This is a genomic window from Demequina sp., from assembly GCF_016278775.1.
Lineage (GTDB): Bacteria > Actinomycetota > Actinomycetes > Actinomycetales > Demequinaceae > Demequina.
This window is the reverse complement of the sequence record NZ_JADQBF010000036.1, coordinates 1-18670: the sequence shown is the minus strand read 5'-3', so window position 1 is coordinate 18670 and position 18670 is coordinate 1. Positions and strand designations below refer to the sequence as shown.

General features: G+C 65.4%; 24 protein-coding genes. 7 read left to right on the top strand and 17 right to left on the bottom strand.

Going from position 1 to position 18670, the window contains the following annotated elements:
* The first annotated feature begins 53 nt into the window (after positions 1-53).
* Positions 54-554, top strand: a complete 501-nt coding sequence (locus QZZ33_RS05415) for a sigma-70 family RNA polymerase sigma factor (protein WP_291378719.1) — start codon at positions 54-56, stop codon at positions 552-554.
* Positions 551-1486, top strand: coding sequence for a hypothetical protein (locus tag QZZ33_RS05410; RefSeq protein WP_291378718.1), 936 nt, complete (start codon positions 551-553; stop codon positions 1484-1486). The genes QZZ33_RS05415 and QZZ33_RS05410 overlap by 4 nt, the downstream gene beginning before the upstream one ends.
* On the opposite strand, the gene QZZ33_RS05405 is transcribed toward QZZ33_RS05410, so the two are convergent.
* From QZZ33_RS05405 to QZZ33_RS05360, 10 genes are all read right to left on the bottom strand, one after another.
* Positions 1468-2052: a DUF5317 domain-containing protein gene (locus tag QZZ33_RS05405; protein WP_291378716.1), complete on the bottom strand. Its 585-nt coding sequence runs from the start codon at positions 2050-2052 to the stop codon at positions 1468-1470. The two genes, QZZ33_RS05410 and QZZ33_RS05405, sit on opposite strands and share 19 nt — an antisense overlap.
* 2 nt (positions 2053-2054) lie before the next feature.
* On the bottom strand, positions 2055-4016 hold the full coding sequence (locus tag QZZ33_RS05400; RefSeq protein ID WP_291378714.1) for a bifunctional diguanylate cyclase/phosphodiesterase: 1962 nt from the start codon (positions 4014-4016) through the stop codon (positions 2055-2057).
* 701 nt (positions 4017-4717) lie between these two features.
* Positions 4718-6322, bottom strand: coding sequence for a peptide chain release factor 3 (locus QZZ33_RS05395; RefSeq protein ID WP_291378712.1), 1605 nt, complete (start codon positions 6320-6322; stop codon positions 4718-4720).
* A gap of 160 nt (positions 6323-6482) precedes the next feature.
* Positions 6483-7553: an alpha/beta hydrolase-fold protein gene (locus QZZ33_RS05390; RefSeq protein ID WP_291378711.1), complete on the bottom strand. Its 1071-nt coding sequence runs from the start codon at positions 7551-7553 to the stop codon at positions 6483-6485.
* Positions 7554-7597: 44 nt separating this feature from the next.
* Positions 7598-7909 carry a Dabb family protein gene (locus tag QZZ33_RS05385; protein WP_291378710.1) on the bottom strand — a complete coding sequence of 104 codons (312 nt, stop codon included), beginning with the start codon at positions 7907-7909 and terminating at the stop codon, positions 7598-7600.
* Between the two features lie 48 nt (positions 7910-7957).
* A complete protein-coding gene (locus tag QZZ33_RS05380) occupies positions 7958-8677 on the bottom strand; it encodes a hypothetical protein (protein WP_291378709.1) in 720 nt (239 codons plus the stop codon).
* Positions 8678-8892: 215 nt separating this feature from the next.
* Positions 8893-9048, bottom strand: a complete 156-nt coding sequence (locus tag QZZ33_RS05375; RefSeq protein WP_291378708.1) for a DUF6131 family protein — start codon at positions 9046-9048, stop codon at positions 8893-8895.
* A gap of 114 nt (positions 9049-9162) precedes the next feature.
* Positions 9163-9402 carry a hypothetical protein gene (locus QZZ33_RS05370; RefSeq protein WP_291378707.1) on the bottom strand — a complete coding sequence of 80 codons (240 nt, stop codon included), beginning with the start codon at positions 9400-9402 and terminating at the stop codon, positions 9163-9165.
* 82 nt (positions 9403-9484) lie between these two features.
* Positions 9485-10237: a GAF and ANTAR domain-containing protein gene (locus QZZ33_RS05365; protein ID WP_291378706.1), complete on the bottom strand. Its 753-nt coding sequence runs from the start codon at positions 10235-10237 to the stop codon at positions 9485-9487.
* A 2-nt stretch (positions 10238-10239) separates the two neighbouring features.
* A complete protein-coding gene (locus QZZ33_RS05360; protein ID WP_291378705.1) occupies positions 10240-10950 on the bottom strand; it encodes a GAF and ANTAR domain-containing protein in 711 nt (236 codons plus the stop codon).
* Positions 10951-11151: 201 nt separating this feature from the next.
* Here QZZ33_RS05360 and QZZ33_RS05355 point away from each other — a divergent pair, with 201 nt between their 5' ends.
* The 4 genes from QZZ33_RS05355 to QZZ33_RS05340 all read left to right on the top strand — a co-directional run bounded on the left by QZZ33_RS05355 (position 11152) and on the right by QZZ33_RS05340 (position 12956).
* Positions 11152-11757 (top strand): hypothetical protein, encoded by a 606-nt coding sequence (locus QZZ33_RS05355; protein ID WP_291378704.1) that lies wholly within the window; start codon positions 11152-11154, stop codon positions 11755-11757.
* Between the two features lie 276 nt (positions 11758-12033).
* A complete protein-coding gene (locus tag QZZ33_RS05350) occupies positions 12034-12231 on the top strand; it encodes a hypothetical protein (protein ID WP_291378703.1) in 198 nt (65 codons plus the stop codon).
* 75 nt (positions 12232-12306) lie between these two features.
* The gene (locus QZZ33_RS05345; protein WP_291378702.1) at positions 12307-12726 is read left to right on the top strand and encodes a hypothetical protein; all 420 of its coding nucleotides are present in this window, start codon (positions 12307-12309) and stop codon (positions 12724-12726) included.
* Positions 12723-12956, top strand: a complete 234-nt coding sequence (locus QZZ33_RS05340) for a hypothetical protein (protein WP_291378701.1) — start codon at positions 12723-12725, stop codon at positions 12954-12956. Before QZZ33_RS05345 ends, QZZ33_RS05340 begins: the two co-directional genes overlap by 4 nt.
* A gap of 10 nt (positions 12957-12966) precedes the next feature.
* Here QZZ33_RS05340 and QZZ33_RS05335 read toward each other — a convergent pair whose 3' ends face one another.
* The 3 genes from QZZ33_RS05335 to QZZ33_RS05325 form a co-directional block, all read right to left on the bottom strand.
* Positions 12967-13602, bottom strand: coding sequence for a response regulator transcription factor (locus QZZ33_RS05335; protein ID WP_291378700.1), 636 nt, complete (start codon positions 13600-13602; stop codon positions 12967-12969).
* Positions 13599-14720, bottom strand: coding sequence for an ATP-binding protein (locus tag QZZ33_RS05330; RefSeq protein WP_291378699.1), 1122 nt, complete (start codon positions 14718-14720; stop codon positions 13599-13601). The genes QZZ33_RS05335 and QZZ33_RS05330 overlap by 4 nt, the downstream gene beginning before the upstream one ends.
* A 146-nt stretch (positions 14721-14866) precedes the next feature.
* Positions 14867-15289: a polynucleotide kinase gene (locus QZZ33_RS05325; protein WP_291378698.1), complete on the bottom strand. Its 423-nt coding sequence runs from the start codon at positions 15287-15289 to the stop codon at positions 14867-14869.
* A 111-nt stretch (positions 15290-15400) separates the two neighbouring features.
* On the opposite strand from QZZ33_RS05325, the gene QZZ33_RS05320 reads away from it, so the two are divergent.
* The gene (locus tag QZZ33_RS05320) at positions 15401-15784 is read left to right on the top strand and encodes a GNAT family N-acetyltransferase (RefSeq protein ID WP_291378697.1); all 384 of its coding nucleotides are present in this window, start codon (positions 15401-15403) and stop codon (positions 15782-15784) included.
* Between the two features lie 23 nt (positions 15785-15807).
* Here the strand turns inward: QZZ33_RS05320 and QZZ33_RS05315 are convergent, their stop codons facing one another.
* The 4 genes from QZZ33_RS05315 to QZZ33_RS05300 all read right to left on the bottom strand — a co-directional run.
* Positions 15808-16776, bottom strand: a complete 969-nt coding sequence (locus QZZ33_RS05315) for a nucleotidyl transferase AbiEii/AbiGii toxin family protein (protein WP_291378696.1) — start codon at positions 16774-16776, stop codon at positions 15808-15810.
* Complete coding sequence (locus QZZ33_RS05310) at positions 16773-17396, bottom strand: hypothetical protein (RefSeq protein ID WP_291378695.1); 624 nt, start codon at positions 17394-17396, stop codon at positions 16773-16775. The genes QZZ33_RS05315 and QZZ33_RS05310 overlap by 4 nt, the downstream gene beginning before the upstream one ends.
* A gap of 103 nt (positions 17397-17499) precedes the next feature.
* Positions 17500-17982, bottom strand: coding sequence for a nucleotidyltransferase family protein (locus QZZ33_RS05305; protein ID WP_291378694.1), 483 nt, complete (start codon positions 17980-17982; stop codon positions 17500-17502).
* 164 nt (positions 17983-18146) lie between these two features.
* Positions 18147-18670 (bottom strand): hypothetical protein (locus tag QZZ33_RS05300; RefSeq protein WP_291378693.1); only part of this gene is annotated, 524 nt, incomplete at its 5' end.

The window sequence follows — 18670 nt, the reverse complement described above, 5'->3', positions numbered from 1 at the left end:
CGGCTGCTTATGGTGGTGGCGAGCACCCCATGTCCCCAGGAGGGTACGCACACATGACCGCCACGGCGGCCACGCGGGATCGCGTGGCCGCCTTCCTGGACTCCGACTATTCGCGAGTCGTCGGAGCAGTGGCCTTCGCCACGGGTGACCGTGAACGGGCCGAGGATGCCGTCCAGGACGCGCTCGTGAAGACGCTCAGCGAGGACCGCGAGCCGGATAACCTGTCCGCCTGGATCACGGTGGTGGCCATCAATTACGTGAAACAGTCGTGGCGTCGTGCTGACGCCCAACACCGCGCATATGTGCGGGCAGTGGACTACGCCGACGGCGAGGATGACGAGTCGGACCGCTCCGTCGACATCATCGCTGTGCACGACGCCATGCAGCATCTGCCGGAGCGACAGCGGGTCACTCTCGCGTTGCACTACTTCGAGGGACTCACGGTGAGCCAGATAGGCGACACCCTCGGAGTGTCGGTTGGCACGGTCAAGACGCAATTGAGTCGCGGACGCCACGCGCTTGCGAGCGCCCTCGGGACGGAGGTGGCCTCATGAGCGAACTCGACGACGTGATGCGGGCGGTGGTGGCCCGTGCGGAATCGACGCAACTTGCCCGCCGCGACGCCCTGCTCGATGAACTGACTGAACGGGTCCAAGCAGGCGGCGCTGACGTCGCAGACGCGCCCGCGGCAACTCCATTGATGGTCGCCGCCTCGCAGACCGAGGTGGTGCATCTCGGCTCACGAGCCAGGCGGACCATTCGCATCGCCGGGTTCGGCGTCACGGGATGGGCGGCGCTCGCGGTCGGAACGGCAGCCGCCGCGGCGGCCACGGCCGGAGTGTGGTGGCTCTTCGATCCGGATCCTTCTCCGGGACCCACTCCGGAGCCCACCTCGCTCGAGGAGCCGATTGTGCGGGCCGTCGCCGAACCGACGACCGACGACGACCTGCCAGGCGGGTCGACCGCGCGGACGGCACTCGCGGATCCGCCAGGTGACGAGGTCACAGGCACTCACGCACCGACCCCGCAAGCGGCACCCGAGGGGGTGCCGACACAGGGCTCCGGGCAAGCCACCGTGCCAGACGTGGTCGAGGGAATCAACAACACCGTGACGGACCTGCTGCCCGAAGGACCGGTGGCCGACACCGTGGCGCCGATCATCGACGGGGTCAACGTGAGCGGACTGACAGCGTGGTTGCTCGACAGCCTGTGGTGTGGGGCCCCGGCTCCCGTGGAGGTAGTGGTCACTGACAACGTAGCGGTCACGAGCGTCGGGTTGCGAGTCACCGCCGTCGGCGGACTCGACGCGTCGATGGCCCTCACCGACGCGGGCGGCGGCACATGGACCGGAGCGCTCTCCCCGCTATCGGTCGTCGAGCTCGGACTCCTCAACGATGTGGTGCATGTAAGAGTCGAGGCGCGCGATGCTGCGGGCAATGTCGCGACCGCGACACATGACGTGTCAGTTCAGGTCGGGTCCTGCTGACGGCTCGAGTCCCCTTCCGGCGAGTGTGGGGCATCGGCCGGTATGAGTGGCTTGCCGATGCGGCGCGTCCCGCTCCACGCCGCGACCCAGACGCCGAGCACGATCAAGACGTCGCCGACGCTGAAGGTGTTGGCCAGCGGAAGCGGCTCCGGCCAGGCGAAGACGTCCCCCAGCCACGGCAGCACCGGGTTCTCGAGCACGGCCGAGTTGGCGAACTCGTCCCCGCTGTCGATCCCTGCTGCCTCGCTCGCCGCGCGACTGGCGGGCAGCGTGCCTCCGTTCAGAGCGATCACGATCCCGTTCAGCGCGGCGCCCGCGGCGACGAACCACACGCCAGCCGCGCGTCGATTCAGCCACAGGAACCCGACCGCTACCGCGTACGTGAGGATGTGAAGGGCGGACGCCAGCACGTGAGGCATGGGGACTTCGAGCGCCACCAGTTGCAGCGCAAGGGCAATCCAGATGAGCGCGGGCCATGTCCAGCGACGCAGCAGCAGGCCCGCTGGCCAGCGCCATGCGATCAGCGGTGACACCACCGCGAGCGCGCATAGGATCAGAACGAGCACGCTCAGCCGATCGCCGGCTTGCCGGACGCCGCGATGCTTCGGTCAGCGCGTAGCCGCGCCCCCATCTCTTCAGCCGAGTTCGGATACCCGAAGTAGTACCCCTGGCCGATGACACGGCCCATCGCGCGCAAGGTCTCGGTGGTGGCCTCGTCCTCAATTCCCTCGGCGACCACGCGTAGCCCGAGCGCGAGCGCAAGTTCGATCGTGGAGCGCACAATGATCAGGTCGTGGGCGTCGCTACCGATATCGCATACAAAGGAGCGGTCGATCTTGAGTTCGTCGATCTCGAGGCGCTTGAGGTAGCTGAGCGATGCGTTACCGGTGCCGTAGTCGTCAATCGAGATCTCGACGCCACGGCTACGCAAGGTGCGAATGACAACATCCGCGCGGACGGGGTCGGAAAGAATGCCGGTCTCCGTCACCTCGAGCACCAGAGCGCTGAGGGGAACCCCGTGGAGTTTGGCTGCGGCGGTGATCTGCTCGGGCAGCGCGAGGTCCGACAGGTGCCGCGCGGAGAGGTTGACCGCGAGGCGTAGGTCGTGGCCCGAGGCGCGCCACGAGGCGAGCTGACCAAGCGCGGTGTCGAGCACGAACGCGGTGAGGGGAAAGATCAGGCCGGAATTCTCCGCCAAGGGGATGAACTCGTCCGGGCCAACGAGTCCGAGGCGCGGGTGGTACCAGCGGACCAGGGCCTCGACGCCCACGATGCGGTGGTTGATGAGGTCCACCTGCGGTTGATAGGCGATGTGAAGTTGCCGTGTGTCGAGCGCGGTACGGAGGTCTGCCAGGAGTTGGAGGCGCTCGACGGTGTTGACGTCGAGGTCCGGCGAATAGGTGCTGATGCGATCGCGTTCTAGCTTGGCGTGATACAACGCGATGTCCGCGTTCTTCATGAGTGTCTCGCCGTTGCGGCCGTGCTCTGGGGCGACCGCGACTCCGACGCTCGCGCGCACCAGGAGTTCGAGTTGACCCACCGGGACTGCGTTGTCGAACGAGGCGAGCAACTCGCGCGCCATCTGGCGTGCCCCAGCGAGTCCGCCGCGATAGACGACCGCGAACTCGTCGCCACCCAGCCTGTGTACTGAGGCGTTCTCCGGTGCGGAGGCCTCCAGTTTTCGCGCCACGTGGCGCAGAATCTGGTCGCCGACGGGGTGGCCGAGGGTGTCGTTGATGTCCTTGAAGTGGTCGAGGTCGAACAGGACGAGGCTGGGACCGACCGTGTCGGACGGGTTGGAAGCTTCGGAAGCGTCAAACGCACGAGCAAGGTCGCGCTGCAGTTGGCCGCGGTTGCCAAGGCCCGTGAGCGAATCGTGTGTGGCGTCGTGTGCATGACGAGCTGACACCGACAACAGCAGATGCGCGGCCACCACCGGCGCGCCAACGAGCGCCACCGCGACGGCGCCGTCGTCCGCGACGATCGCCGCGATTCCGCCGACGCAGAGCAAGACGATATTGGTGACCAGGAAGTCCCGGAAGTCGGCGCCGAGCACCGCACGCAAGGGCTGGCGAGCCGAGATCGAGATCACGCCTGCCACGATGAGCCAGTTCGCGGCAATCATCCCGAGGCCAGCAACCAAGAGCGGGCCGATGCGGCTTCCATCGACGACGGTCGCTACGCCCCAGAACGGGGTTTGAGTCAACAATGAGTAGATCGCGGCCCCCACCAGGACGCTCACCGCATATTGCGACGTGTTGAACAGCGACTTGCTCATTTCGCGACGGTTCAGGACGTCGTCCGCAATACTCGCTATCGCCTGCACCACCATGGCGACCCCGACGCCAGCGACGGCAATGAGCGCGAGCACAAACGGGGTAGAAATCGAGAGGGTTCTGCCCTCCGCGTCGACCTGGGGTAGACGTATCGGCTTCAATTCACCGGCAATGGCAAGAAACGCCAAGAGGAGGATCGCCCACAGGTGAGTCTCGTTGAAGACGGCTTCCCACGGCGTAAGGAACCCTGCCAATGCAAAGCTGCCTAGACCGAGCGCTGCCACCAGCACCAAGTAGGCAGGGAGACGTAGGGGTGGCGGCAAAGGGTTTCTGCCGCCACCCCTACGCGGGGTAGGTTCTACCAGCCCCACTTAAATCCTGCGCCGACGGTCGCGGCAACCGCGATGAGGGTGCCCGCGCTGACGCCAATCTGCGCGACCTTGCTGTCCTTGATGATCTTCCACTTGTCCATGAGAACTCCTCTTGCATCGAGACGCGGCCTGCGATCATTTCCGGACCTGGCGCACTGAGGGCGTCAGGACGATCCGGAGACTTCTCGCACAACCGTCGTCCCCTTTCTTATCGGCCGCCGGATGGAGACCGTAACTCATCTTGTCGCAATTTCGGTAACGATGTCCTGCGCGAAACGCATCGAAATCACTTTCGATAGCGTATTCCGGAAACGCGCGTGAGTTGCGGAGCGAAACTCACGAAAACAGCCGTTTTACCAGGTACTTTGCCAGCGCCCCCCACTCTGGGGGCACCTAAGTGGGTGTGCACGCGTTTCTTAGGCGCTCGGCTAGCCGAGCCCTTCCGCATCGCCGACGCCACGGACGGCCGGGCGTGTCGAGTCGCCGATAACCACCGGAATCGGCGGCACAGCGTCGTCACTCAGCGGCGTCGGTTCGCGCGCCACCAGCGGTTGCGGGGGAAAGACAGGGGGTGCTCCTGGTGGTTAGTCGTCGCTCGCGTCGAGCGCAATGAGTTCGATGTCCTTGTGGGCGCGCTCGAAGGAGCGCAGGTGCCAGATGTCGCGCAAGAGCGCGAGCCAGGCGCCGTCGCGTCGGCGAGCGATCTCGATTCCAGAGGCGGAGCCCACCGTCGCAAGATCGGCGGGCTGCACCATCCTCGCAAGCGAAAACCCGAGACGATCGAGGCGGATCGGCGCGGAAAACTCGTGCTCCATGCGGAACTCTGCGACCTCAAACTGAAGCGGCCCGACGGCGGCGAGGATCGGGTTGGCGTCGCCACGGCTCTCGGAGATGAGCACCTGCACTACCCCCTCTTGCTCGAGTTGCGCGATGGCCTTACGGAACTGCTTGGACCGCCCAGGGTCTCGCACGGATGCCACCGCAAAGTGCTCTGGCGCGAAGGCAGGCATGGCGGGGAAACGCACGCTCGCGCCCCCTGGATCAAAGATGGTGTCGCCGACGGTGAGGTTGCTGGCGTTCACCAGGCCGACGACGTCGCCGGGGAAGGCCTCTTCCATGGTGTCGCGCTCGCGGCCAAACACCGACAACGCGTACTTGGTCGCGAACGGGCGCCCGGTGCGCTCATGGGTGACGACCATTCCGCGCTCGAACCGTCCCGAGCAGACCCGCACGTAGGCCAGGTGATCCCGGTGTTGGGGGTCCATGCCTGCCTGAATCTTGAACACGAATCCGCTGAAGGGCTCGTCGACCTCCCGGGATTCCTCGGTGTCGGACGGCCGGGCGCGCGGGGGCGGCGCCAACGCGATCACGGCGTCGAGCAACTGACGCACGCCGATGTTGGCCAACGCCGCCCCGAACAGCATCGGCGTGGTCTTGCCTTGCAGGAATGACTCGCGGTCTACCGGCTCGAGCAGGTGGGCCTCTTCGTAGGCGACGTCGTAGACCTCGCCCAACTGCCCAGCGGCATCCGCTGGAGCGAGAAGGTCCTCCTCCGCCACATCCGCCCCGCCAGGCGTCTTGCGATACGTGCGCGCGCTCGCGTTGCTGCGGTCCAGGAGCCCCTCAAAACGGCCCGCCTCGCCGATGGGCCAGGTGATGGGCGTGGGGCGCAGCCCGATGCGCTGCTCCAGTTCGTCGCACAGGTCCAAGACGGCGCGGCCGGGCCTGTCCCACTTGTTGACGAACGTGATGACCGGCACCCCTCGCCTGCGGCAGACGTCGAACAGTTTGAGCGTCTGCGGCTCGAGCCCCTTCGCCGAGTCCAGCAGCATGATCGCGCAGTCCACCGCGGTGAGCACGCGGTAGGTGTCTTCAGAGAAGTCCGCGTGGCCCGGCGTGTCGAGCAGGTTGATGATGTGGTTGCCGTAAGCGAACTGCAGAGCGGCCGACGTGATGGAGATGCCGCGCTTGCGTTCCACCTCCAGCCAGTCGGACACGGTGCCGGCGCGCCCGCCCTTGCCGTGCACGGCCCCGGCGCGGTCGATCGCGTGAGCGTGGAGGGCGAGCGCCTCTGTGAGGGTCGACTTTCCGGCGTCAGGGTGAGAGATCACGGCAATACTGCGCCGACGCGCGGCCTCCTTGGTGACGGCCGTGCCGCCCAGCGCGGGGCGGGGTGATGCGTCAGTCACTTCATCTCCCGTGTCGCGGCTCTCGAATACGGCCGGCGGTGCGGCAGAGGTTTCGCTTCTACCCTACCTTCGCTTCGCCGACGGTCGTCCGCGCTCCGCACTTCGGCGGGGTCGGGACCACACCGCGCGCAATCCGGCGGTGGCGGGCGGGCGGGGAGGACTAGGGTTCCTCGTGCTTCCCGAACACCTCCGCGAAGAACGGCAGCATCACATCCGTCATTCTTTGCGCGAAGCGGTTGGTGTGAGTGCCGTTGTGCACCGTGTAGACGTGCGGCACGCCCTGTGCGGTGAGTTCCGCATCGACAAAGTCGCAGCCCTCGAAAATCCACTGATACTCGTCGTTCCTCCCGCAATCGAGGCCCAGCGCCTCGAGGGACGCCAGCGCCTCGCGGTGCTGGGCAATCTCGGCGTCGACCTCCCCAAATCCCGCCTGCCACAGTGCCCACACGGCGTCGTCGCGCACCACGCCGCCGTCGACCTTGGCATACGGATATCTGAAGTAGGGCGGCTCTGGCGAGGGAGCGAAAGCCGTGCCGTACGAGAACTCGTAGCTCGCCCCAGACGACGACATGGCGTCGAGCAGTGCCTCGCCCTCCAGCCCGTCCAGAGCCTCCAACGCCGAAAGCACTCGCCACGCACCCGACTCCGACCCAAAGAGTTCCGGAGCGCCGATGCCGCGCGCCCCCGCCACCGCCGGCGACATCGCGAAGACCGAGCCAAACACGTCGGCGTGCTTCATTCCGATGGTGAGCGCACCGTAGCCACCCATCGAGTGGCCGGCGAGACCGCGCGCCGCAGGCGACTCGATCGTTCGATAGTGGTCGTCGATGTACGGGACGATCTCCGTGACCAGCGCCTGCTCCCAGTTGCCGGTCGCGGTCGAGTCGGTGTACCAGCCGCCCCCGAGTTCGTTCGCGCCCGTGACGGTCACGACGATCATGGGCTCCGTTGCGTTGAGTGCCTCACCGAGGACGTCTGGCATGTCGGCGGCAGTGTCGTATGCGGTGTAGCCGGGGAGAAAGTACAGCACGGGAAACCGATCGTCAGACGAGAAGTAGGCGTTCGGCACCAACACACCGACCGTGATCCGAGGCGAGACGCCCAAGTCGTTGTCAGCCAACTGTTCTGACTCAAACTGGAACACCGTGTTGACGTCGGGCGGCGGCGTTACCGCGCCATCCGTGGTGGTCGACGTGCAACCGACGACTATCAGCGTCGTGACGACTGCCATGACGATCGACGACGCGCCCTGCGCCCCTCGAGGCCTTCTCAACATCACGCGTCCAGGTCGAAGACCACCAAGCGCTCGGCCCACTCCCCGATCACTGCCGCCACCGGTTTGTGCGCGGGGTGAGGGAGGTAGCCGTCGCGAGCGGCCGCGCTTTCGAAGGTCACCACCAGGGCCCAGTCGTATCCGGCCTCGAGCCCCTCCGTGCTGACGCTTGCCCCCTCGACCACGCTCACGACGCCGGGAATCTCGGCTGGGAAGCGCCGCGCAAGCTCCCGCATCTGCGCGAGCGCCTCGGCTGGCGCATCGGCGCGCCACTCGGTCAGGACGACGTGGACGATGTTTCCGGATGTACTCATGCATCGATCCTGGCACGCGGGGCCATGGTGCGATAGTCAGCAGAGCCGTCAGGGGTGCTGTATGTCGATCACCACGCGGGTTGGGTCCTCCAGGCTGAACACCCGGAACGGCTCGTCGGAGCTCAGGCCCACCCAGATCTCCGCTTGGCCCTCAAACACCGATCCGTAGCGCACGTCCTTGACCACGCCGCCGGTCTCGGGGGCAAAGCTACGGGCGCCTACGAAGGGCTGTGCGCCGTCTTCCGTCGGATACACCACTCCCTTCACCAAGATCAGCAGATAGTCGTCGCCCAGCAGGTAGACGGGCTCGCCCGCGGCCTGCTGCGTGGGGTCCTCGACGTACTCTCCGAGCCACCCGGGCGTGCCCTCTCCGACCAGGTCAAGAACAATCCGGTCGTAGCCGTCGTGAACCCCAAAGCGCAGGTTGACGGGGCTGAGGAATGCGTCGGAACTGGCGTTGGCGGTATCGGGCTCACGATCCGCCGGGAAGGGGGCCGCGTCGGCTGGTGGGTCCGCGTCTGGCAGCGGCTCCTCCGAGGCTGGCGGCGAGGGCGTCGGCGTCGGCGAAGGCGTGGTGACCTCCGGCGTCGCAGGCGGCGTGGAGACGGTCGCGGTGACGGTCGGTAGAGGGTCGGTGGTGCAGCCGGCCATCAGCAGGGCGCTGGCGGCCGCCAACGCGAGAACTCGGGCCAGGTCAGGTCTTTGCATCGTGTCGCTCCAGTACAAGGCGGCCGACGTCGGGGAGCCGACGTTGGCGTGCCATACCATTCTCGTCCCCGGCTGCAGGAGCATGCAAGCGGCATTGCGGGGGCCTCTGGCTGACGCGTCGGGACGTGCCGTGGGGTGTTGTGGTAGCCCACCAGACGCCCGAAGGCCCCGGCATCATGGGGGGTTGATGCCAGGGCCTACGGGTGTTGCGGAGAAAAGTCAGAGGGTGTTTGGTACGGTCACGCACCGCCGCCAGCGGAGGTGCGCCGCAACGATTACCAGTAGTGGCGGCGGCCACCAATGCCGCGGCCAGCTGCGCCGAGAATGGCAAGAATGATGCCGACCACGACGAGAATGATGCCGATCGTTTGAAGGATCGAAATCGAGGCAAGCAGCCCGATGACGAACAGAATCACGCCTAACAGAATCATGGTGAATCCAATCTGTAGTGGCCCCACACGGGTCCGGTACGGTCAAAAGTTGGGGAAAGTGGTGTGCGTTTCCAGGGGGCCACGTCTAGGTCCCTGAGGGGGCAGGGCCTGCGGTCACTCCTGACCGAGCCCGTTGGCAGCTGCGTCGTGCGCATCTGAGAAGACGACGCCGAAGATATCGGAGTTCTTGGCGGAGGGTCCAAACGGTGGGTTGGTGCGACCGAGCTCCATGGCCACTTCGGCGGCCTCAAGCCGTGCGCGTCGAATGCGGCGGGACTCCAGGGGCCGGTACGCGACAGTGCGTTCAGGCCCGGCTGTACTCAAGGGGAAGTTTCCAGCGCTTGATTCGCTCATGATGCTCCTCGATTCCACGCCAAAATGGCCGGTCACCGAGGTCTGGAGCAACCAGTTCGACTGTAGCACTGTTTCCCGGTGTCTACCTGGGGGAAGTGCGGCCCGCCACTACGGCAACGTCTTGTGCCTTGAGTTCCCGGCTGACCACGCTCTCCGCTACTGCACGAATCGTGAGGTTCCGGTCACGCGAGTACTTCCTCAGCAGCGCGAAGGCATCGTCCATGGACATCTCGAGAGAACTGGCGATCACTCCCTTCGCTTGCTCGATCATGACTCGGCTATCCAGTGCCCTGTGGAGCTGCTCTTCAATGAGGTGACCCTCGCGGATCACGCGCTCCTGAAGGAGGCCAATCGTGGCCACATCGGCCAGGGCCTGGGCGACGGCTGCATCTCTTGGATTGACGTGTCCCGGCTCCCCGCCAAACAGGTTCATGGTGCCGATGACCTTGCCGCGTAGCTTCATAGGCGTGGCCAGCGCCGAGCGAATGCCCTGCGCCAGCGCTACCCGAGTGAAATCTGGCCAGCGGGACTCCTCTTCTTCGATGTTGCTCACAGAGACCGCAGCACCGCGCGTGAAGCATTCGACGCAAGGGCCGGAGTCAGCAGCGAGTTGCATGACCTCAACAAACTCCGCAGCCTCACTGGTGGAGGTCATGAGTTGAAGTTCGCCAGCGCTGTCGGCAAGCATGAGCCCACCGGCCTTCATCTCGAGAACCTCCACACAGTCCCTGACGAGCGTGTGGAGCAGATCCACCGCGTCAAAATCCGTCACCAAGGTGTCGGCTACGGCGACAAATGCGGCGCTTATGCGTGTCTCACGTAGTGCACCGTCCATGATCAACCTCCTTCTGGGGTGTAGTGGTCGTCAGGCAAGTTGGCAAAGTCGAGTCGTCCCGTCACAACCTCATGGGCGATGTCATCGATGGGCTGGCTGGTGACAAACGCGTGTCCCTGAAGACGCGCGAACGCGGCGGTAGCGGAGATATTCAATTGTGCGATGATCATGCCAGTTGCCTGGTGGACTTCCCGCCGTAGGGCTGGCGCCATGGGTGACTCTTCTGACTCGGAATCCGTGGCAGAGTGCAACGCCCGCTGCACCGCGCCCATTGCCACTCGGCCCGCGTGCAAGGACGCCTTCGCGATGAACTCGTTGTCCACGCTGCGAGGCGTCAGCGAATAGAGGTCAACCACACCCACCAGTGCGGCACCCATGAGCATCGGGAAGGCGAAGATCGATTGAATTCCCAACCCACGGATGCCGTCGACCAGCATGGGCCAGCGGTGCTCCGTTGCAGCGTTCAGATCCGTGGCAATGACAGGAGCCCTGGACGACAGGGCGTCCCAGTGCGGGCCCTCCCCCAGTTCGAACTGCAAGGCCTCGGCGCGTGCCATCGTGGTGTCACTCGAGCAGACGGTCGACTGCCTACCGCCGTAGCTCACCACCGAGATGGACGCGCCATCAACGCCCAGATCGTCAACAAACGCCGCGCACAGGGAGCCGGACGAGGGCATCGGACGCCCATCGGGAGGATCCTCGACTCGGAACATGGGAGACCTTCGACCGGCAGTTGATCCATCACGGGACGGCGCGACGACGCGAGTCCAGGCGGGATTGGCGCCGTAACACGACTGTACCGCTGTGGGGTAGTGCGACGTGTAGAACGACGAGCGGGGGTCGGCGCGGGCCGGGCGAGGTAGCGTTGTAGTGCGTCCCGCCGCTTGGTGGACGTGGTGACGGAAGGAGCCGCCGTGAGCGTTCTTGGTCGGATTTCCTTGGTGGTGCTGAGCCTCCTGGTGGGCGCGTCCGTCGCTCTATGGGCCGCGAACGCCTTCCCCCAACTCACGCCATTTGGCTCGGATTCCACGCAGCAGGACACCCAAGTAATCAACGCGGTCACCCGCATCGAGCAAGTCGCACTGGTCAGCTTGGCCATCGAGGGGATCACGGAGAATCGCAACAAGAGTGAGCTGTTCGGCGTCGATGTGCCGTGGAGCGAGAGAATCTCGTTCATCCGCTACTCGTTCGACGCAAAGTTGGGCCTCAACGGCGAGGACGTGACCGTCACTCAAACCGACGAGCACAGCTTCGAGATTGAACTGCCCGAGTTCATCTTCATCGGACATGACGAGGTCAAATTCGCCCTGGCGGCAGAGAACAACGGCGTGCTCAGTTGGGTCACGGCCGACATCGACCCGCTCGACATTGTCAATGATGTGCTGGACGAGGACGCCCAGGCCGAGTACCTGCAACGGAACGCGGATCTACTCGAGGAACAGGCCGAATCGTTCTACAGGTCCCTGGTGCTCAGCGTCGATCCAGAGGCGGACGTGACGTTCGCGTTTGCTGGCGAGTAGTGGTGGCCTGGGAGTGCACTGAGCCCGCGCGCGCGTCGGTCGTTTAGGGGACTGTCGCTTGCCAGCTCGCTGCGATGGGATGTTTCTGCACCACTAAGCAGAACTCTCGCTCACTGATTCGGGGGGAATCCCATGCTCCATGGCACATCAGGAGTCGCTCACGCGACACAGCGCCTCCCGTTCCGCATCGCGGGACTTGCCCTCACTGGCATACTCGTCGCCTCGTTGTCGGCCTGCAGCTCAGATTCGGTCCCGACCTGCTCTGAGTACGCCCGCATGAGTCCGGATACGGGCTTCTTCGCCCCACTCTCCTCAGATCAAGAGGACGCACTGGCGGCGAGTCTGCGAAGCGCAGGCTACGACGACGGTGCCTTCAATATGGCCATCGCCACAGGCGAGGTGCTGTCCTACTGCAACATCGTTTCCGGCGTAGCCAACGCCAACCAGGACCAGTTGATCTCGAACGCGCACTGAGCGGAATGTCGCGATTCCCCACCGAAACCGCGCTGGCGTGATCCACCCGTCCGGCACTCAACAAAGGAGGCTCTCATGGCCGCAAAGCACAAGTATCAACACGCCCACGTGACGGCGTCATCCAAGACACTCCAGCCAGAAGCGCTCCTCAAGCTTGCACGGGATGTCATCGGCGAGATCAAGGAGGCCCAAGTCGACGAGACGCTCGATGGCGGGCTTTCTGTCTTAGTTCGGAGTTGGGCAAAGGTCAAGTTGATGCACTTTGCCGTGTTGGCCAGCGAGTCCAACGGGGTCAGTCAGGTTACCTCCGAGATCCTCGAGTTCCGTACGAACCAGGCCACGTTGCTCTACTTCATCCCGATCGGCCCCAAGGAGTTGTTGGGGTACAAGCCGTACAAGAACTTCATGGAGCTGTACGCCAAGGCGATCAAGACTGTAGATCCCGCCGCCACCGTGAGGGTTGTCGAGCTTGCTCCCGCCGGGGTGAACAAATGAACGCGGGTCCGAGTCTCGCGAATCGCTACGCCTTCATCGGGGCACCTTTCCTGCTTGGGGCGATGATCTGGCTGGCCGTGGGTGTGCCCTACAACATGGTGTGGCTGCTCGTTCTCATGCTCGCCGTGGGTGGGTTCTTCGCCTGGCGCGCCAAGAAACTGCAAGAGCAAGAGACGCGCGAACGCGGCGACGCCTATCTCAAGAGGCTCAAGGAAGACCCCCCAAAGTAGGTCGCTCGGCCTACTCAAGCCCGTTGAGTTCCATCCGGTCTTCCCGCATTCTCTCTGCGAGGTCGCTCTTGGTGTAAGCGGGCCGATCGACCTCTTGGTACTTCTGCTTCACTCGCGCCAGGTACTCGCGAGCAGTACCGGGCCGAATACCGAGCTTCCTCGCCACCGAATCCAGCGTCATGCCGCGGCCATAGTGCCACAGCACGTCACGCTCGCGGGGCGACAGTTGGGGACGCCGCAAGCGGCGGTCAGCGCTCAGGAGGAACGCCATCTGAGGCGTGACCGTACCCGTGCCGTCGGCCACGTCCTGCAGACTGCGAGCGAGGGTGTCGAGGTCCCTGTCCTTGGTGATATACCCCGCAGCACCAGCCTCGAGTGCTTCGATCACGTACTCCTTGTCGGGAACCGTCGAGACCACGAGCACCTTGTGGCCGGCGGCAATCAGTCGCTTCACGTTGGTCGACACCGAAGTGCCGTCACGAAGGTTGAGATCGAGAATCACCACGTCTACCTCGGGTGCCAACGCGAGGAACTCGTTGACATCACGTGCCGTGGCGACGAGCGACAGCGTAGAGTCCCGCCCCATCCAAGCGCCGAGACCCTCGAGCAGCATGGCGTCGTCGTCGATGGCCCCCACGGCGATCACGGAGCCCACACCACTTCTACCGTGGTGCCTGCACCTGGCGCGCTATCGATGGAAATGCGTCCGCCAATGTCATCGACACGACCGCGCAGGGACTCGGTGATCCCTATTCCGGCGGTGACCGTGGCGGGATCAAATCCGACGCCACTGTCGGCGATCGTCAAGGTGACGACGCCGTCGTCGTCGCCGGTGGCGCTCAGCCACGCTTCAGAAACCTTGGCGTGCTTCGCCACGTTGTTGAGCCCTTCTCTCGCGACGTTCTTGAGCGTTTCCACGATGGAATCCGGAAGACCCTCGGGCAGGTTGTCGAACTGCTGGTGCACGCGGAGGCCGAAGGCTGCCGGTTCGTGACCCACCGTGGCCAATGCAGTACCCAAACTGGTGGGCATGAGGTCCCTGCTGCCATTGACCATCCCGCGCAAAAAGTCCGCCTCCGACGCGCATCGCTCTTGGACTTCAGTGGTGCGGTGGTCGAGTCCACCGCGCGCTATCAGGCTCAAGGTGGACAGCACGGTGTCGTGAAGAATGCGGTACTGGGTGGTTCGCTCCTCAAGCCGGGCCTTGGTGGCGGCCTCGACCTGTCGGGCCATCGAGGCCTCGTGGGCGAGCTCATCCGTCCGCGCTGCCGTCTCGCGAAGCATCCGTGTCACGAGTCTTGCCACGAACGCGAAGACCACGAGGCTGCCGAGGTTGCCTACCAGCGTGGCCAGGCCGTCGGGCTGGCCCACATCGGACCACACGCTGCTCCCGTATGCGCAGGCCAGCATCGCGATCGAAAACCACGTCTGCGCGCGGCTGCGGAACGAAGCCACCATCATGCCCGCGCCGATCATCGGCGCCACGGCCCAATTGGTCCAGCCCTGCGCATGCCCAGGAGCGCTGAGCATCCCGACCGCCCAGGTGGCAGCGGCGATAACTGCGACGTCCGCCAACGCCACGCGGGCGCTGTAGACCGCCCGCCTCAACACCACCACGACTATCGCGACCACCCAGAGCGCCACGAGCGCGTAGAGGCCGATGACCGCACCGGGTTGGCTATAGGACGCCGGTGCTCCGGAGAACATCACGGGGATGAACAGCACCACCTGGGAGACGCGAATCGCTGCGAGGGAGCGGAGCACCGCCATTTCATTCGCTCTGCTCGCCGACTCCCCCATGGCGAAAGAATGGCCTGCCTCGTGGCGTGCGGTCAATGTGGCTCGCCACGCAGAACAGCGGATGAGGGGATCGACGCCCGACGCTCGTGGCGAGGGTTCTACGCGCCGCTTCAGAAGTCTCCCGGCGCCACTTGCAGACAGGTCAGGCCCAGCGCACGCCACATCCACACCACCTGATCGCGATCGTCAAGCACGCAAAGCACCTGGTAGAACGGCTCGATATGGGTGGCGTAAAGCTCGCGCTTGATGACCGCGTCCTTTCTGTCATCACCCTCGACGCGCATGAACGGTCCGTCGAATGGCACGCCCAGGTGGCGCGCGAGCCACAGCTCGGTGTCTTCGCGAGCGAGTTCACTGCGACCCGACACGATCACCAGCCTGTGCCCGGCCGACGCGAGGGCGCGGGCGACCTCGATCACCGGGCCGTTGGGCTTGTCCTTGAGCACACCGTGGTGAGAGTACGGGTTGCGGTCGGTGATGAGCGCGAGCGTGCCGTCGAGGTCGACGAGCACGGCGCTGGGCAGGCTAGGCACGGGACGATGCTACGGGGCGCAGTGCGCGAGGCGTAGCGGGTGAGGGCCGTCGACTCTCCCCCACGCGCCCAAGAGCAGGCACAGCTTCCCGTCGATAGCTACCCTGGCCGCATGAGCGAGGCCGCGGCCCCTCCCCTCAGCGTCCTAGAGGACCGCTTTCGCGCCATGCTTGGCGGACGCGACCTTCTCGCGCTGCTCGCAGGCGCGCCCGCAGTGGGCTTCGCGACCGTGTCTCTTCGCCCGTCCATCTACTTCGAGGGCCGCGTGGCGCTTCTCGAGGACCTGTACGTGACACCGGCGCGTCGCAACGAGGGCATCGGCGCCGCCCTCATCGACCGGCTACTGGTGATCGCGCAGGGCGAAGGGTGGGGTCAACTCGAGGTCCAGGTGGACGAGCCCGACGTGGACGCCATGAGGTTCTACGCACGGCACGGGTTCACCATGCGCGACCGGACCACCGGCGACCGCGCGCTGTTGTGGTGGTGCGAGCTCTAGCCCGGCCGGTCTGGCCGGTCTACCTAGAGGTGCTTCCTGTGGGCGTTCACTGTCTCCAGAACGAAGGAGAAGGGAGGCTTGTCTCCGTAGACGAGGCCGAGCGCCGCCTCATAGCCGCGAACAACGTCGGCGTGGCCTGGCGCACGCGCGTCGAATGCCGGGCTGTCCGCAAAGCCGCCGTCGGGCCTCGCGCTCCACGCAAACCCGGCGCTCTCGCTGTGGCGGTCAACGTCGGCGGCAAGCTCGCGCACGCCATGAGGACCGAGCGCGTCGAGCGCATCGGTCACCGTGGGCGATGAAAGCAATTGGGCGATGTCGTAGAAGTGGCGGCCCGCCTTGACCAATGCGTGCGCGTCGCCTGCGGACGCGGCCGCATGTACGGCGGCGAGCTTTTCGAGCAGGGTACGTTCCGGCGCCAGGACGTTCACGTCAAAGGGCGCGAACTCCTCCCACGCGGAATCGCCCTCGCCCAGAACCTCGCCGGCATAGATGGCGACCATGGACCTCAACGGGTGTAGCGAAGCGGGATGGGTGCCGCCGCGGCTACCCATCTCGAGAAGTACGCCTTCCCTAAGCCCACCTCCGGGGAACGATGGCGGATAGACATACGTGGTGTCTCGCTTGACACCGGTGGTGGACGCGCCGACGCCGCCGGGCACGCCCAGGTGCGCGGCGACCTCGGCGTCAATCTGCTTCAGTACCGCGTGCCTGGAGCCCAAACCTGGGCCGGACGGGAAGGCGACGAGGAGGTCGATGTCCTCCGAGAATCGGTCGATGAGTCCGAAAACGCGACTGAGACTCGTACCGCCCTTGAAGATGAACTCCGCCGAGAGGTCGGACCCTGCGATGACGCGTGGGCGCGAGGCGACGCGCAGTACCTCGGTCACCCAGAAGTCTTTCTCCACGTATGCGGGATTGACACCCTGATGCTGCGCTGCACGCGAGACCAGCGCGTTGAGCGCATCGGGATCGTCTCGCAGGCGACCAGTCATGCTGCCGCGTGCCCGGCGTGGGAGCGCGCGGCGAGGTCCGCGCGTAGACGGGCGGCGTTGGCACGCGTGGCCACGTCTCGCTCGCTCGCGGCAACGGCAAGCACCTTGCCGATGCGGATGGCGTGGGCGGACTCGGCGATCGCCACCAATTCCACAAGTGCCGGCCAGCCAGTCTCGACGTACACCTCGGGGTCGCGCAGCAACTCAACGAGCGCGACCTCCTTGAACGTGAGGTCGACGCGATCGAGGTTGCTGCGGATCGTGAGCGTGACGCCCGGGAGGTCCTTCGCTGGCTTCAACGCCGCAAGGTGAAGCGCCGGCGGGAGTTGAGTGGTCAGGGACCATTCACGCGCGGCCGAGAATCCAGCAGGCCCCACGCCCTTGCGCCCCAGGGCTTCGAACGCCACCTCCACGGCCGACGGACGCGTCATTCCGTAGCGAGTCTTGGCACCTCGGTAGTAGAGCCCGTGGCGCACCTTGATCAACTCGCCTTCCGCCACCGCCCGCGAGGCGGCCTTGCGACGAGCCGCATCCGCGCCCGGAAGGGTCTCAAGGCGCACGAACGAACGCGGGCGCGCCGAGCGGATGGCTGCGGCGGGGGTCGTCATCGATCTCGCCATAGTCGTCATCCTTCTGCTCGTCATGTTCTCCGTCATCGCGCCGATCCTGTCACGTAAGTCTATTGCGATTGTGACACGAGGACAAGGTTGTCACGATCCTTGGTCACAGCGGCACAGCCTCCGCGAGAATCTCTTCGCGCGAGTGAGGACGGAGGCCGCTGTCCGGGACAAGGTCCACGCGCGCCCCCAGTAAGGCGGCGAGTTCACTCTCCAGGGTGCCGATGTCGAACAGTGAGGCGCCGTCAGGCAGGGTCACCAAGAGATCGATGTCTGAATCGGGACCATCCTCACCGCGCGCCACGGAACCGAACACGCGCACATTGCGAAAGCCGTGCCGTGCCGCGAGGTCGATGACGTCGCGCCGACGCTTGGCGAGCGCACTCCCCCGCTCACTCGCAGGGAAGAAGCGCAGCAAACGCGCCACTTCAGGCTGGCTGCGGTTGACCGCGCGGGCGATCTCTCGCTGACTCATGCCCGCGGCGGCACCTCGCCTGACCGCACCCACCAGCTTGGCGCGCGCCTCGACGCGTAGTCGCTCGGCCTCGAGCGCGTCAGCGAACATCTGTTCCACAAGCGATTCCGACACTGCGCTACCTCCTGATAGGTGATGCTATCACCGGTCGTCAGGACGCCACGGCGAACCACGGCAGGGCTGGTTGCATTGTCTATTGGGCGGGAACAATGTCCACTCGAGCGCCCGTCGCGGCGGCAGTGCGCGAGGGCTCGCCCGGTGCAGATGGGCAGACATCGTCAGCCGGTGAGAACAACCTCGCGTGTTGACGAGCCGCCACTCGCGGCTCCAGTCAATCGACTCACGTACTCGTCGGCCGTCAGGGCCGAGTCCTCTGGCCCTGGCGATTGAACCCCTCTCGCCATCAGCGACGTGTCACGCGCGACGACGACGGCGAACGGCTCTCCCTCACGTTCGGCCTGGGCGAGGTCTCCGATGCGGTCACGTCCGAGCGCGACGATGAGCACCGAGTCGCCTAGCGTGTTGAGCAACCAACCGCTGCGAGCGTCGGCGCTCGCCACCAGTTCACGCTCGAGCGCCTCGGCGATCCGTGCACGCTCGTTGATGGCAAAGTCTTGACGGCATCGAATGGCGATCACCCGCCCGTCAGCCTCGACCAGACGTTCGACGAACACCACAAAACCGTCCACCGAGGCTCCGCTGTCACGAGCCAGCCCGAGCAAATGGGTGGGCGTCGCGTCGTCAAAGCTTGCGACTCCAGCGACGAGCCCCGGCAGTTGGGGGCTGGAGATGCCGACGCCGT

Coding starts and splice junctions, on each gene's coding strand:
- QZZ33_RS05415 (WP_291378719.1), top strand. CDS start 54: ATGACCGCCACGGCGGCCACGCGGGATCGCGTGGCCGCCTTCCTGGAC.
- QZZ33_RS05410 (WP_291378718.1), top strand. CDS start 551: ATGAGCGAACTCGACGACGTGATGCGGGCGGTGGTGGCCCGTGCGGAA.
- QZZ33_RS05390 (WP_291378711.1), bottom strand. CDS start 7,553: ATGGCAGTCGTCACGACGCTGATAGTCGTCGGTTGCACGTCGACCACC.
- QZZ33_RS05385 (WP_291378710.1), bottom strand. CDS start 7,909: ATGAGTACATCCGGAAACATCGTCCACGTCGTCCTGACCGAGTGGCGC.
- QZZ33_RS05380 (WP_291378709.1), bottom strand. CDS start 8,677: ATGGTATGGCACGCCAACGTCGGCTCCCCGACGTCGGCCGCCTTGTAC.
- QZZ33_RS05375 (WP_291378708.1), bottom strand. CDS start 9,048: ATGATTCTGTTAGGCGTGATTCTGTTCGTCATCGGGCTGCTTGCCTCG.
- QZZ33_RS05370 (WP_291378707.1), bottom strand. CDS start 9,402: ATGAGCGAATCAAGCGCTGGAAACTTCCCCTTGAGTACAGCCGGGCCT.
- QZZ33_RS05365 (WP_291378706.1), bottom strand. CDS start 10,237: ATGGACGGTGCACTACGTGAGACACGCATAAGCGCCGCATTTGTCGCC.
- QZZ33_RS05360 (WP_291378705.1), bottom strand. CDS start 10,950: ATGTTCCGAGTCGAGGATCCTCCCGATGGGCGTCCGATGCCCTCGTCC.
- QZZ33_RS05350 (WP_291378703.1), top strand. CDS start 12,034: ATGAGTCCGGATACGGGCTTCTTCGCCCCACTCTCCTCAGATCAAGAG.
- QZZ33_RS05345 (WP_291378702.1), top strand. CDS start 12,307: ATGGCCGCAAAGCACAAGTATCAACACGCCCACGTGACGGCGTCATCC.
- QZZ33_RS05340 (WP_291378701.1), top strand. CDS start 12,723: ATGAACGCGGGTCCGAGTCTCGCGAATCGCTACGCCTTCATCGGGGCA.
- QZZ33_RS05320 (WP_291378697.1), top strand. CDS start 15,401: ATGAGCGAGGCCGCGGCCCCTCCCCTCAGCGTCCTAGAGGACCGCTTT.
- QZZ33_RS05315 (WP_291378696.1), bottom strand. CDS start 16,776: ATGACTGGTCGCCTGCGAGACGATCCCGATGCGCTCAACGCGCTGGTC.
- QZZ33_RS05310 (WP_291378695.1), bottom strand. CDS start 17,396: ATGGCGAGATCGATGACGACCCCCGCCGCAGCCATCCGCTCGGCGCGC.